The 13,110-nt window shown below is 72.6% G+C and carries 9 protein-coding genes; 7 read left to right on the top strand and 2 right to left on the bottom strand.

Going from position 1 to position 13,110, the window contains the following annotated elements; translation table 11 throughout:
• The 3 genes from WG209_RS11605 (at window position 1) to WG209_RS11595 (ending at window position 3,713) form a co-directional block, all read left to right on the top strand.
• Window positions 1-1,317, top strand: a complete 1,317-nt coding sequence (locus WG209_RS11605) for a sorbosone dehydrogenase family protein (protein WP_337175205.1) — start codon at window positions 1-3, stop codon at window positions 1,315-1,317.
• Window positions 1,301-2,308, top strand: coding sequence for a DUF1559 domain-containing protein (locus tag WG209_RS11600; RefSeq protein WP_337175204.1), 1,008 nt, complete (start codon window positions 1,301-1,303; stop codon window positions 2,306-2,308). Before WG209_RS11605 ends, WG209_RS11600 begins: the two co-directional genes overlap by 17 nt.
• A 91-nt stretch (window positions 2,309-2,399) precedes the next feature.
• Complete coding sequence (locus tag WG209_RS11595; protein ID WP_337175203.1) at window positions 2,400-3,713, top strand: MFS transporter; 1,314 nt, start codon at window positions 2,400-2,402, stop codon at window positions 3,711-3,713.
• Here the strand turns inward: WG209_RS11595 and glpK are convergent.
• On the bottom strand, window positions 3,692-5,197 hold the full coding sequence (gene glpK, locus WG209_RS11590) for a glycerol kinase GlpK (protein WP_337175202.1): 1,506 nt from the start codon (window positions 5,195-5,197) through the stop codon (window positions 3,692-3,694). The genes WG209_RS11595 and glpK overlap by 22 nt on opposite strands.
• 121 nt (window positions 5,198-5,318) lie before the next feature.
• Here glpK and WG209_RS11585 point away from each other — a divergent pair, with 121 nt between their 5' ends.
• On the top strand, window positions 5,319-5,765 hold the full coding sequence (locus WG209_RS11585; RefSeq protein WP_337175201.1) for a hypothetical protein: 447 nt from the start codon (window positions 5,319-5,321) through the stop codon (window positions 5,763-5,765).
• Here the strand turns inward: WG209_RS11585 and WG209_RS11580 are convergent.
• Window positions 5,709-7,079 carry a hypothetical protein gene (locus WG209_RS11580; RefSeq protein ID WP_337175200.1) on the bottom strand — a complete coding sequence of 457 codons (1,371 nt, stop codon included), beginning with the start codon at window positions 7,077-7,079 and terminating at the stop codon, window positions 5,709-5,711. The genes WG209_RS11585 and WG209_RS11580 overlap by 57 nt on opposite strands.
• A 341-nt stretch (window positions 7,080-7,420) precedes the next feature.
• Here WG209_RS11580 and WG209_RS11575 point away from each other — a divergent pair, with 341 nt between their 5' ends.
• The 3 genes from WG209_RS11575 (at window position 7,421) to WG209_RS11565 (ending at window position 13,095) form a co-directional block, all read left to right on the top strand.
• On the top strand, window positions 7,421-11,185 hold the full coding sequence (locus WG209_RS11575; protein WP_337175199.1) for a hypothetical protein: 3,765 nt from the start codon (window positions 7,421-7,423) through the stop codon (window positions 11,183-11,185).
• A 109-nt stretch (window positions 11,186-11,294) separates the two neighbouring features.
• Window positions 11,295-12,059, top strand: coding sequence for a sugar phosphate isomerase/epimerase (locus WG209_RS11570; protein ID WP_337175198.1), 765 nt, complete (start codon window positions 11,295-11,297; stop codon window positions 12,057-12,059).
• 10 nt (window positions 12,060-12,069) lie between these two features.
• The gene (locus tag WG209_RS11565) at window positions 12,070-13,095 is read left to right on the top strand and encodes an aminoglycoside phosphotransferase family protein (RefSeq protein WP_337175197.1); all 1,026 of its coding nucleotides are present in this window, start codon (window positions 12,070-12,072) and stop codon (window positions 13,093-13,095) included.
• Window positions 13,096-13,110: the final 15 nt, after the last annotated feature.

Here is a 13,110-nt window from a genome sequence, read left to right as displayed (position 1 = left end):
ATGACGACCCGCCTCCGCGACGTGCTCCCGCTCGCCATCGCAGCCTGGATCCTCGCCGGCCCCGGTGCCCTCGCCTTCGACGAGCCGCCGGTCCTCGCGGGCAAGGACGCCCTCGGCGACTGGACCACCGACGCCCCCGGCGTCCGCCGCAAGATCACGCTCGACGACCTGGCCACCCCCTACGACACCCCGTCGGCCCAGAACGGCCCGAAGGTCGTGAAGCAGCCCGAGGGGGCCTGGCCCAAGGCCCCGGAAGGCTTCGAGGTCACGAAGTTCGCGACCGGGCTGAGCGAGCCCCGCGTCATCGTAACCGCCCCGAATGGCGACCTGTTCGTGGCCGAGAGCCGCGCCGGCCGCGTCCGCGTCCTCCGCGACGCCGACGGCGACGGCCAGCCCGAGGTGAACGAAACCTTCGCCACCGGCCTGACCCGTCCCTTCGGCATCGCCTTCCACCCCGTTGGCGCGGAGCCGGAGCACGTCTACGTCGGCAACACGGATTCCGTCGTCCGCTTCCCCTACAAGAACGGGGACCTCAAGGCGACTGGCGAGGCCGAGACGATCGTCGCCGACATTCCCAGCGGCAACGAGTCCGTCGGCGGTGGCGGCCACTGGACCCGCGACCTCCAGTTCTCCCCCGACGGCAAGACCCTCTTCGTCTCGGTCGGCTCTCGATCGAACGTCACCGACGACGAGACCGAGAAGCGTCGGGCCATGATCCTCGCGTTCGACCCCGACGGCAAGAACGAGCGGGTCTACGCCTGGGGCATCCGCAACCCGGTCGGCCTGGCGATCGACCCCGCCACCGGCACGCTCTGGACCTCGGTGAACGAGCGCGACGGCCTGGGCGACGACCTCGTGCCCGACTACATCACCCACGTCAAGGAAGGGGGCTTCTACGGGTGGCCGTGGTACTACCTGACCGGCGACCATCAGGACCCGCGACACGAGGGGAAGCGGCCGGAGCTGAAGGACAAGGTCATCACGCCCGACGTGCTGGTCCAATCTCACTCCGCCTCGCTCGACCTGGCCTTCTACGAGGGCGACGCGTTCCCCGAGGGTTATCGCGGCGACATCTTCGCCGCCGAGCACGGCTCGTGGAACCGCGCCAGGCGCACGGGGTACAAGGTCATCCGCGTCCCCGTCGAGGACGGCAAGGCGACGGGCGTTTACGAGGATTTCCTGGTCGGCTTCGTCACCCCCGAGGGGAACGTCTGGGGCCGTCCGGTGGGCGTCGCCACGGCGAAGGACGGCTCGCTCATGGTGACCGACGACGGCTCGGGGACCATCTGGAGAGTCGCGTATGTCGGCGCGAAGTGACCGGCGCGCCGGCTTCACGCTCATCGAACTGCTGGTGGTCATCGCGATCATCGCGATCCTGATCGCGCTTCTCCTCCCCGCGGTCCAGGCCGCGCGGGAGGCGGCGCGTCGCGCGACCTGCGTCAGCCAGCTGAAGCAGGTCGGGATCGCGCTGCACAATTACCACGACGCCATGGGCGGCTTCCCGGTCGGCTTCCTGGTCCCCTCGCGGCCCGTCCCGGCGACGACATCGACGTCGCAATACCGCTGGTCGGTCCTGGCGCAGCTCACGCCGTTCCTGGAGCAGCGGGCGCTGTTCGACGCGCTGAACTTCGAGTTCGCGGTCGGCTATCGGCCGTCGGGGGCGTCGGCGTTCTGGCCGTTCCACCCGGCGAACGCCACGGCCATGGCGACGCAAGTCGCGCTTTTCCTCTGCCCCAGCGACGGCGCGCCGCCGCCGATGCCGGACTCGGGGCCGACGAACTATGCCTTCTGCTCGGGGGACGGGGGCAACGGCGGCGACGCGGCCGGGGCGAACGGCATGTTCGTGATGGGGCCGTCGCTCTCGATCCGCGACGTCCTGGACGGGACGAGTTCCACGGCGGCGGCCTCGGAGCACCTGCTGGGGATCGCCGGGCCGTACACGCAGGCGACGCCCACCCCCCGGCCGTCGGAACCCGGGCGGGCCTTCGCGCGGGCGTCGGCGCCGCTGACCGACGAGGCCTGCGCCGCGGCCCCGCTGGGGTGGCTGTTCAACAAGGGGGCGGGGTGGTGGGACGGCAACTACTTGAACACCCTCTATAATCACCACGAGACGCCCAACGGCCGGGGCCTGGACTGCATCACGTATCACAACCCCGGCTGGATGGCCGCCAGGAGCAAGCACCCGGGGGGCGTGAACCTCCTGTTCGGCGACGGCCACGTCGGCTTCATCGGCGACCCCGTCGATCGGGCGGTGTGGCGCGCGATCTCGACCAGAGCCGGCGGCGAGATCGTCCCGTCGTCCCCCTGATCTCGGGCCCGCGCGAGAACCTCGCCCGCCGTCTCGGGTCTGTCGTGGCGGGGCGGGGGTGGGACCGGTAGGGGCCGAGGGGTAATTCCGAATGGATGGCGTCGCGACGGAGCGGGGGGCGGGTTCGATCGCCTCCGAGGCGGGCCGGGATGGCGGGTTCGGGGACCAGCCGGGGGGAGGGCGTCGAGAGCTGGCGCTGATCCTCATGCTGGCGTCCGTGCAGTTCACCAGCATCGTCGACTTCATGCTGGTGATGCCGCTGGGTCCGCAGTTGGAGCGGGTGCTGGGGCTCTCGCCGCATCAGTTCGGGCGGATCGTGTCGTCCTATACGATCGCGGCGGGGGTGGCCGGATTCGTGGCGTCGTTCCTCATGGATCGATACGGGCGGAAGGCGGCGTTCCTCACGCTCTACGCCGGGTTCCTCCTGGGGACGTTGCTCTGCGGGCTGGCGTGGAACTACCCCACGCTCCTCGCCGCGAGGGTGGCGACGGGCGTCTTCGGCGGCATCCTCGGCGGCCTGGCGCTGGCGATCGTCGGCGACGTGGTGCCGGAACATCGCCGGGGCTGGGCGACGGGCGTCCTCATGACGGCGTTCGCGCTGGCGTCGGCCCTGGGGGTGCCGGTCGGCTTGAAGCTCGGGACCGATCACGGCTGGCAGACGCCGTTCCTGGTCCTCGCGGCTCTCGGGACGCCGGTGTTCTTCGTGGCGATGGCCGTCCTGCCGCCGCTGCGCGGGCACGTCGCCAGGGTCGAGGGGGTCTCGCTGATCCGTCGCCTGGTGGACATGTTCGGCCATTCCGACCACATCCCGGCCTTCCTGCTGACGGTCGGCCTGATGTTCGGCGGCTTCACCGTCTTCCCGTATATCAGCGTGTATCTCGTGGCGAACGCCGGGCTCCGCGAGGAGCAATTGTTCTGGATCTACATGGTCGGCGGGCTGCTGACGCTGTTCGGGATGCCGGCGATCGGCCGGGCGGCCGACCGCTTCGGCAAGCTGCGCGTGTTCCGGCTGATGTCGCTGTGCACGATGGTGATGCTGCTGGTGGTCACGAACCTGGGGCCCATGCCGCTGTGGATCGTGGCGGCGGTGTTCGGCGTGATGATGCTCGTCAGTTCGAGCCGATCGGTGCCGGCGATGGCGATGATCACCTCCAGCGTGGAGGCATCCCGGCGCGGGGGATTCATGAGCGCGAACTCGGCGGTGCAGCACCTGGCCGCCGGTGTCGCGGCGGACGTCGGCGGCCGGATGCTGGCGAACGGGCCGCGGGGAACGATCCTCCACTTCGACCGCGTGGGGTGGCTGGCGGCGGCGAGCACGGTCCTGTGCCTTTGGCTGGCGGGCCGCCTTCGCGCGGCCCGTCGAGTCCCGGCGGTGGTGGCGGTTCAGCGGCCTCCGAGCCGGTAGTGACCCCGGGTCGTCTCGACGGCCCGCCTCCAGCGTCCCAGCGCGACGGATCGCCAAGCGGCGTCTCGAGTGGGCTTGAACGTCCGTCCCCCCGAGGCCAGGAGCGCCAGCGCGGATTCGCGATCGGGCCAGAGGCCCACCCCCAGCCCGGCGAGGAGCGCCGCCCCCAGCGCGGTCGACTCGACCTCGGCGCTCCGGACGACGGGGCGACCCAGCACGTCGGCCTGGAAGCCGAGGAAGGCGTCGGATCGGGACATGCCGCCGTCGACGTTCAGCGCGGGGAGCAACTCCGAGAGGTCGTCCTCGATCGCCTCGATCATGTCGGCCACCTGGTAGGCGACCCCTTCGAGCGCCGCGCGGGCGATGTCGGCGAGGGTCGTCTCGCGGGTCAGGCCGAACATCGTGCCGCGGGTGTCGGGCAGCCAATGGGGCGAGCCGAGCCCGGTGAAAGCAGGGACGAAGACGACCTCGGTCTCCGGGTCTCCCTTCAGGGCGAGGTCGCCGATCTCCGAGGCCGATCGGATGACCTTCAGGCCGTCGCGGAACCACTGGACGGCCGCGCCGGCGATGAAGACGCTCCCCTCCAGGGCGTACTGGGCCGGCTCGTCGCCCACGGTGGCCGCGCGGGTGGCGAGCAGCCCGTGCCTGGACTGGACGATCCGATCTCCGGTGTGGGCCAGGAGGAAGGCCCCCGTGCCGAACGTACACTTGGTGAGGCCGTCGCGGACGCAGCCCTGGCCGAACAGGGACGCCTGCTGATCGCCCGCGACGCCCGTGATGGGGATCCCGTCGGGCAGGTAGTCCAGGCCCCGCGTCTTGCCGAAGTCCCCGGCGCTCGGGCGGATTTCGGCCAATAACGAGCGGGGGACGCCGAAGACGTTGCAGAGTTCGTCGGACCATTGGTCCGTCTCGAGGTCCATCAGCAGGGTGCGGGAGGCATTCGTGACGTCGGTCAGGTGCTCTCCGCCGGTGAGGTGGCGGATCAGGAGCGTGTCGACGGTCCCCGCGGCGAGCTCGCCGGCCTCGGCCCTGCGCCGGGCCCCTTCCACGTTTTCGAGGAGCCAGGCGATCTTTGTGGCCGAGAAGTACGGATCGATGACCAGCCCCGTGGCCCTGGAGATCCACTTCTCCTCGCCGCGCAGGCGGTCGCAGATGTCGGTGGTGCGGCGGTCCTGCCAGACCAGGGCGGGGGCGATCGGCTGGCCATTCTCCCGATCCCAGATGATGGTGGTCTCGCGCTGGTTGGTGATCCCGATGGCCGCGATCTGCTCGGCCCGGACGCGGGCGTTGATCAGGGCCGCCGTGACCTGGGCACCCACGGACGCCTCGATCGCGGCCGGGTCGTGCTCGACCCATCCCGGCCTCGGGTAGGAGAGCGGGACCTCCTCCTGGCCGATCCCCTTGGACTTCAGATCCCGGTCGTAGACGATGACGCGGGTGCTGGTGGTTCCCTGGTCGATGACGAGTAGATGATCGCGAGACATGGGAGAGGGCCTCGTTCCGGGAATGCTGGTCGCGGGGCTGGCTTCAACTTACCATGAGTCGCGCCGGCGGTCGCCAGGCCGGGCCGGCGCGAAAGTCTTTGCACCCGAGGTTAAGATGGTCATGGCTTGGATACCCCTGCTCGGCATCGCCATCCCGATGGTGATCGTCCCGGCCGCCCTGTTCGCCAAGCATGTCGGAAAGGCGCGGCAGTACAGCCACCTGGAGCGGATGCAGGCGCTGAAGGCGGGCGTGACGTTGCCCCCGACCGTCTCGCTGCCGGGGCCGTTCTCGCTCGTGGCGATCGGCGCGGGGGTGCCGATGGCCTGCGTGCTGGGGGCCTTCGCGGCCACGGAGTCGGTGAGGCATCAGCTCCCGTACACTCCGACCCCGTTGGTGATCATCTGGGTCGCGTGCGCGGCCCTCGGGGTGTGCGCGCTGGCGACCGCCCTGATCCTCGGCCTCCTGCTCCACCGCGCCAACTCCCGCACCCAGGCGGCGACCCGCGAAGCCTCAGCCAAGCCGGCCTACGACCCCGACATGTTCGACTCCGCCCATCGCGCTTATTGATCGCGACCGCGCGGCGCGGGCCGTGGCGTCCACGATCCACGTCGCCCCCGCGCCGGCCCACACGGCCATCAGCGGCTCGATCGGGACGTGGAAGCGGGCCGAGACGATCGTCAGGGCGTGGAACAGGCTGATCGCCGCGACGGTCGCGATCAGCGGGGCCGAGCGGCGACGGAACCCCGCGCCGGCCGTCGCCAGGCCCACCAAAGCCAGGCCGGTGAGCGCCAGGTGCGAGGCGCGATAGACCGTCGCGCGGGTCTTGGGGTTGGTCTCGTCGAACAGCCAGAAGTACCGGAGCCGTCTGAGGCTCAGGCCGACGTAACGCGCGGGATCGGCCTGGATGTCGGCCACCGCCATCCGCAGGAGCACCCGCGACCGCTCCGCCTCCGGGAGCGTGCCCAAGTATCGCTTGAACTCCGGGGAAAAGGCCACGTCGTCGATGTACCCGGCGGTGTGGCGGGCCTCCCAGAGCGCGCGGTTGTACTCGACCAGGCCGGTCGCCGCGTTCGCCCCGTCCATCACCTCCTCGACCGACGCCCGGACGACCTTGTCCGTCCCCTGGCTGACTGCGCAATTGCCCTGCCAGAAGGCGTAGCCGAACGTGCTCTTGATCGGCACGAACTCGCCGTGGACCATCGCGTTGCGGGCCACCCACGGCGCGACGGCCAGGGCCGCGACGGAGAGGGGGACCGCGGCGGGCCTCCAGATCGATCGGCCCTCGCCCGCCAGCCGGAACGCGAACGGCAACCCCACGACGACCAGCGCGAGGATCGGGTCGGTCAGCGCGCACATCCCCAGCAAGAGGCCGGCGACGGCGGCGTCGCGTCGCGAGCCGGAGGCGCCCAGCCTCGCGCCCCAGACGAGCGTCCAGGCGACGAGCGTGGCGGCGAGCAGCGCCACCTGCACGTGGGTCGCCGCGTAGACGAGCGTCGGGTGGAACGCCGCGACGGCCGCCCCCCACCACGCCACCGATGGCCGATCGGGGGCGACCCAGGAGGCCAGGCGAAAGACCCCCAGCACCATCACCCCGCCGAGCAACGCCTGGGCCAGCTGTAGGATCAGGAGCGATTCCGGCGTCTCCACCCCCCCGACCGCGTAGGCCGCCGCGACCAGGAACGGGTACATCGGCGCCTGCTGGGACGTGGGGCCGTCGGCGCCCAGGAAACGCATCGAGAATCCGCGGCCTTCCACCAGCGAGGCGGCGATCTCGCCGTGCTCGTAGGTCGACGTCGGGACGCGGTGGCTCTGCAGCGCGAACACCGCCGCCCCCCGGGCCAGAACCGCCAGCAGCAGCAAGGCGGCGAGCCTTCGATCCATCCCCTTCACGGCGTCCCTCCCGATTCCGCCAGGGTCGCGGCGCGCGGCCCCGTGCGCGGCGGATCATGCGGCGAATCGCCGCCCGGGTCAACGCCGATCCCCGAGGGCGCGGCGGAGGGGCGGGAGCGGCCTTGCCGGATTCTCCGATTTCGATTGAAGTGCCGGCGACCGATCCCCGATCAAAGATCACTGGTGCATCTCTCAAGGCACGCCTCGCTCGGCTTCGTTCGAAGCGAGCCGGGGCGGGTCGAGGATCGGTCGACCCGCTCGATCGCGCGGACACGGCAGGGAAGCCGGGACGCGAGGCCGAGATTCGGACAATCGGGGGCGAGCAGGCGCTCATGCGCGGACGAGGACGCGAGGTCCTGGTGATCCTGGTCGTGGCGGCCGCGGCGACGCTGCCGAACGCCGCCGCGCCGGCCCGCGCCCAGTCCCCGCCGCCGCCGCCGAGCGTGATGACGGTCGAGCTGGAGTGGAACCTGGCCGTCCCCGGCGATCACGCTCCGACGCTGGAGCCCCCCTCTCAGGACGTGATGCTGGAGGTCGTCGGCGGCCGCGTCGTGGAGGGGGTCGCCTGGCCCTGGGACGCGGACGCGAAATCCCACCCCGGCCCCGCGGCCGACGGCGCATGGCGGCTGGGCTCCGAGGCGCGCGGCAAGGTCCGGGCGCGCATCGAGGCCGGCCCGGGCTCGGAGCTGATCGTCCGCCGCGGCGATCAATCCGCCCGGCTGGACGTCGCCTCGCTCCTGGAAGGGGAGCCGACCATGCCGGCGGCAGGGCTCGGCCTGGTGGCGCGGCGACTGCCTTGGGACGTGCTGGCCGTCGACTTCGGCCCCGGCGCCGAGGGGGGCGTCGCCGCTCCCGGCGCGACGGTCCCGGTCACGATCGGCTACAACATCATCCAGGCCGACGCCGCCGAGGCGACCGTGAGGACGACGGCCGTGCTCCGGCTCGCGGGCCGTCGGGAGAACGTCTGGGAATTCGAGCAACGCGAGGTGCTCCCGACCAACCGCCCCGACCCGCCGGCGCGGCTCTGGTCGATCCCGGCCCCGGAGAAGGAAGGGACGTATGTCCTGGAGATCCAGGCGACGTGGGAATCGACGCCGCCTCGGGAAGGCTCGCGGATCGGGCGGCTGATCCGCCGCCGCAAGGCGCCGGGGGCCGTCGGCACCTCCTCAAGGCGCGTGGCGCTCGTGGTCCTCGGCACGCAATCTCCCGGCGCCCCGGCGATGCTGGGCGGCGAGCCAGGCCCGAGGGAGACGGAGGTCGACTCGCTGGACCTGGGCCGGATCCGCAGCGCCCGGTTCTCCACGTGGGGCCGGTCGCCCACGACTCCGGGGGGCTCGGCCTGGGACCTGCCGTCCCAACTGCTGGCCGATCCCGCTCGCCGCGAAAAGGAGCGAGAGTGGCTCCGCGGCTTCATATCCAAGGCCGGATCGGAACCGGCGCGGATCGCGAAGGCGGACGGCTCGACCCTGGCGTGGTCGGCCGTCTCGCTGCGTTGCGCCCGGCCCGGCCGGCCGCATCGCCTCGTCGTCACGGCGACCGCCGGCGACCCCGCGTCGATCGGGGCGGTCCTCGTGGACCCGGGGACCTCGGAGCGCCGGCCTCGGATCGCGCTCGACGCCTGCGGCGGGTCGTCCTCCGGCGGCGACGGGTCGATGGAGTGGATCGTCTGGCCGGGCTCGGCCGAGCCGATCCTGGTCCTGCTCAACCGCGACGCCGAGGCCGACGCGACGATCGGCTCGATCCGCCTGGTCGAGCTGGAGGCGCCGACGGGCGTCGCGGCCCCGTACAAGCCCGACGGCCGTTCGGTGGGCCTCCACCTGGCCGGGCCGGACCCGCTGGCCCGGTTCGCCGTCGACGCCGAGCCGGGGATCGTCGACCCGATGGCCACGGCCGAGAACCTGGCGAGCTACATGGCCACCTGCGGCGCGACGTTCGTCGTCGTGCGGGAGGCGCCCTCGGCGCGCGGGTTCCGTCGTCGCCTGGCCGGCCGGCTGGTCGAGGACGCCACCGGACCAGAACCCATCGACGTGTCGCTCCGCGTGCTGAAGCGCCACGGCCTTTCAGCCTGGGTGGAGCCCGACCTCGGCCGACCCGACGCGCTCCCCGGCCTCCCGCCCGCCGGGTCGGAGGAGGCCGCGACGAGGGGCTTGGTCCTCGTCGGCGCTGACGGCAAGCCGGACGGCTCGGCCTACCAGCCGCTCCATCCCAAGGTGCGCGAGGCCCTCCGCCGCCGCGTCGTCGACGTCCTCGCCGGGCCCGGCGGCTACTCGGGCGTCTTGATCCGGCTCGGCGACGGCCCCACGCTCCTCGGCACGCCCGACACGGGGCTCGACGACGTCACCTTCGAGCGCTTCGTCCGCGAGACCTTCGGCCCGGACGTCGCCCGCGAGGTCCCGGGGCTCGACACGTCGGACGCGGGACGTCACGAGGCGCGGGCGAAGTACGTCGCCGGCGTCGGCCGGATGCCCTGGCTCTCCTGGCGGTCGAAGGCGGTCGCCGCGCTCTACGAGGAGCTGGCCGCCGCGGCGAGGGAGGCGGCGCCCGGCTCGGTGCTGGCCGTCGCGACCCCCACGCTGGACGACGGCCCCGCCGGCTCCGAGGCCCGCCGGGTCGACATGGCCGGGCTGGCCCCGAATCACGCCTGGCGGGCCCTGGGCCTGGACCTCGACGAGTGGCGGACCGGCCCTGATGCGCCCGTCGTCCTGCGCGGGGCCAGCCTGTCCGGCGAGGGCCTGGCCCGCGACCTCGCCGGCCACCCCGACCTGGATTCCCGGCTCGCCAGGTTCGACCGCCGGGGCTTCCTCCTGCTCGGCGACCCGACGAAGGGGGACGCGCCTCGGGCCTCGGCCCTGTCGCCCGGCGATGGGGCCACCGACGACGCCCCGTTGGCCCACGCGGTGGCGGCGCTGGACGCCCGCTGGCTGGTGGTCGCGGAGACCGCCGCCTCGGGGCGCGAGGACCGCCTCAGGCGCTTCGCCGACGTCTTCCGCCGACTGCCCCCCTCCCAGGGGGCCCTTGCCGATCCCGCGTCCTCCGCGAAGGACGCCGGGGTCGCCGTGCGGACCTTCCAGGACCAGGGGGGCGCGCTGATCGCGATGGTCAACGACACCCCGTACACCATGCGGCTCGCGGGGGTCCTGAAGGGGGACCCGAAGGCCGTCGTGGAAGACCTCGGCCGGGGGGTGAAGCTCGCGCCGCAGTCCGTCGATGGGGGCCGTAGGCTCGTCGTGGACGTCGCGCCGTTCGGGCTCTCGGTGGTGCGGGTGGCGGGGGACTCGTCGCTCGACGGCGCGAAGCTCTACCCCCCCGAAGCGGCCATCGCCACGATGGAGGAGCAATCGCGCGCCCTCTCCGAACGCCTGGCGACGCTCAACCAGGGGGGGGGGAGCCCGATCGTCGAGCCCCCGAACGCCGGCTTCGAGCAGGAGCCCGTGACCCCCGCCGCGATGGGAGAGCCGGGCAAGGCCGCGCCGGGCGGCTGGCGGGTCGACCCGGCGTCCAGGTCGGCGGAGCTGGCGATCGACGAGAAGGATCCCCACTCCGGCGGTCGGTGCCTCCGGCTGGACGCCGTCGACGCCCCGGCGGCGGTGGTCAGCGGCGACTTCGAGCCCGGGGCGGGGGGGGGCCTGATGGTCCAGGCCTATCTCCGTGGTGACAAGGAAGGCGCGTCGGTGCGGGTCTGGGTCGAGGGCGAGGCCGAGGGCAAAACGTTCGCCCGCCGCGCCGAGTTCACCGCGACGACCGAATGGAAGCCGGTCCTCGTGCGGGTGGCCGACCTGCCGCACGGGGGGCTCGACGTGGCCCGGCTCCGCTTCGAGGCGACGGCCCCCGGCAGCCTGTGGGTCGACGACGTGCGAGTCCGGGCGGAGGCCGCGCCCAAGGCCGTGAGGCTCAACGCCCAGCGCACGCTCCTGGCGGCGCTCCAGGCGTTCCGCGAGCGGCGATACGCCGAGTTCGCGCGGCTGGCGGAGTCGCACTGGGCCCGGCACCCGGGCGTCCTGGCCCTCGTCCGCGGCGAACGGGCGAGGCGGGAGGCGGCCGGGGGGCCCGAGGCGGCCGAGGCTTCTGCCCTACCCCCCGACCGCGCCTTGCGGTAAGATCGTCGCGCCCGGCGCGGGAGTGCCGGGGCCGCCCCGCGCGCCGACCGATCCTCGGCGCCGACGGATACCCACGCGGGCCGGCGGCCGGAAGAAGGAGGAGACGCCGGTGTTCGTAGCCTGTAGCACGCTCTGCTTCGCCAACGAGCCTCTCGAAGCCGCCCTGCGGCACATCGCCGAGCTGGAATTCGACAAGGTCGAGCTGGCCATCGTGGAAGAGGGCCAGCACCTGCGCCCCTCCGAGGTCGGCGAGGATCCCGAGGCCGCCTACCTGCGCCTCCGACGCGGTCCCGCCCTGATCCCGTCCGCCCTCCACCTGGATTTCGGCCCGGTCGATTGGGCCGACCCGGTCCAGAAGAAGCGGTTCGACAACCACTGCCGCCTGGCGAAGGCCCTGAGCGTCGCCGTCATCACGATGACCGCCGCCCCCGCCGGCACGCCGCTGGAGCGGGAGATCGCCCGGCTCACCGCGCTGTCGAGCACCGCGATGCGCGAGGGGCTGGTCCTGGCGATCCTCACCCAGCGAGAGGCCGTCACGTGCGACCCCGCGACGGCGCTGAAGCTCTGCCAGGAGGTGCCCGGCCTGAGCCTGACCCTCGACCCCAGCCACTACGTCGGCTTCAAGGACTCCGAGGTCGACCACCTCTTCCCGTATGTGCAGAACGTCCACCTGCGCGACACCGGCAAGGGGCCCGACGAGTTCCAGGTCCGCATCGGCCAGGGGCGGATCGAGTACGCCCGGATCGTGAACCTGCTGAATCGCGGCGGCTACAAGCGCTCGCTGACGGTCTCCATCCTCGACCGCCCGGACAACGCCTTCGACCGCGAGGTCGAGGTCCGCAAGCTCCGGCTGCTGCTCGAAACCCTCCTCTGATCTCCCCCCCATGCGCGAGCTGACTCCCGACACCACGGCCGACTACCTACGCGAGACCGGCCGGATCGCGCCGGGCGTCGCGGCCTCGGTCCGCGAGCTGAGCGGCGGCGTCTCCAACGTCGTCCTCCGGGTCGACGTCGATGGCCGGCCGCCGTTCGTCGTCAAGCAGTGCCGCGAGCGGCTGCGCGTCGCCGTCGAGTGGCGGGCGCGGCTCGATCGGATCTGGGTGGAGCACGCCGTCCTCCGCGTGCTCGGCTCGCTTCTCCCCGCCGACGCGGTCCCGTCGCTGCTGTTCGAGGACCGCGGCGAATACCTCTTCGCCATGACCTGCGCCCCGGACGACGCCGAGACCTGGAAGGCCAGGCTCCTCCGCGGCGACGCCGACCCCGCCGTCGCCGCGACACTGGGAGACCTCCTGGCGACGATCCACGTCGACGCCCCGGGCCACCCTGGCTTCGACCCGACGCTCGCCGACACGTCCCTGTTCGACGAGCTTCGCGTCGACCCCTACTACCGCGCGACGGCCCGCGCGCATCCCCGGCTGGAGTCGCGGTTCGACGCCCTCATCGCCGGGATGGACTTGCCTCGCGAACGCCGGGGCCTCGTCCTTGGGGATTTCAGCCCCAAGAACATCCTGATCCACGCCGGCGGCCTGGTGCTGCTGGACTTCGAGTGCGCCCACCTCGGCGACCCGGGGTTCGACCTGGGGTTCTTCCTGAGCCACCTGGCGCTCAAGCGGATCCACGGGGCGATCGACGATCGCGCGTTCCACGCGCTGGTCGATGGCTTCCTCGGCGCCTACGAGGCTCGGCTGGGCGACCGCCTGGGGCCGGCGGGGGAGGTCAGGACCCGGGGGATCGCCCACGCGGCGGCCTGCCTGCTGGCGAGGGTCGACGGCAAGAGCCCCGTCGAGTACCTTGACGCTCCGGGGCGCGACGTCGCGCGGCGGTCGGCCCTGGCCCTGTTCGACGCGGTCCCCGACGGCTGGGACGCGATGATCCGCGTCCTCGACGCCGAGGCGAGGCGGCGGGGCTGAGCGAGGGCCGCGCTC

The organism is Paludisphaera sp. (assembly GCF_037189885.1).
In the GTDB taxonomy this organism is placed as follows: domain Bacteria; phylum Planctomycetota; class Planctomycetia; order Isosphaerales; family Isosphaeraceae; genus Paludisphaera.
This window is presented reverse-complemented; position numbering and strand designations above follow the sequence as displayed.

Excerpts from the sequence above, each read along its gene's own strand:
- WG209_RS11605 (WP_337175205.1), top strand. The coding sequence starts at position 1 with ATGACGACCCGCCTCCGCGACGTGCTCCCGCTCGCCATCGCAGCCTGG.
- WG209_RS11600 (WP_337175204.1), top strand. The coding sequence starts at position 1,301 with ATGTCGGCGCGAAGTGACCGGCGCGCCGGCTTCACGCTCATCGAACTG.
- WG209_RS11595 (WP_337175203.1), top strand. The coding sequence starts at position 2,400 with ATGGATGGCGTCGCGACGGAGCGGGGGGCGGGTTCGATCGCCTCCGAG.
- glpK (WP_337175202.1), bottom strand. The coding sequence starts at position 5,197 with ATGTCTCGCGATCATCTACTCGTCATCGACCAGGGAACCACCAGCACC.
- WG209_RS11585 (WP_337175201.1), top strand. The coding sequence starts at position 5,319 with ATGGCTTGGATACCCCTGCTCGGCATCGCCATCCCGATGGTGATCGTC.
- WG209_RS11580 (WP_337175200.1), bottom strand. The coding sequence starts at position 7,079 with ATGGATCGAAGGCTCGCCGCCTTGCTGCTGCTGGCGGTTCTGGCCCGG.
- WG209_RS11575 (WP_337175199.1), top strand. The coding sequence starts at position 7,421 with ATGCGCGGACGAGGACGCGAGGTCCTGGTGATCCTGGTCGTGGCGGCC.
- WG209_RS11565 (WP_337175197.1), top strand. The coding sequence starts at position 12,070 with ATGCGCGAGCTGACTCCCGACACCACGGCCGACTACCTACGCGAGACC.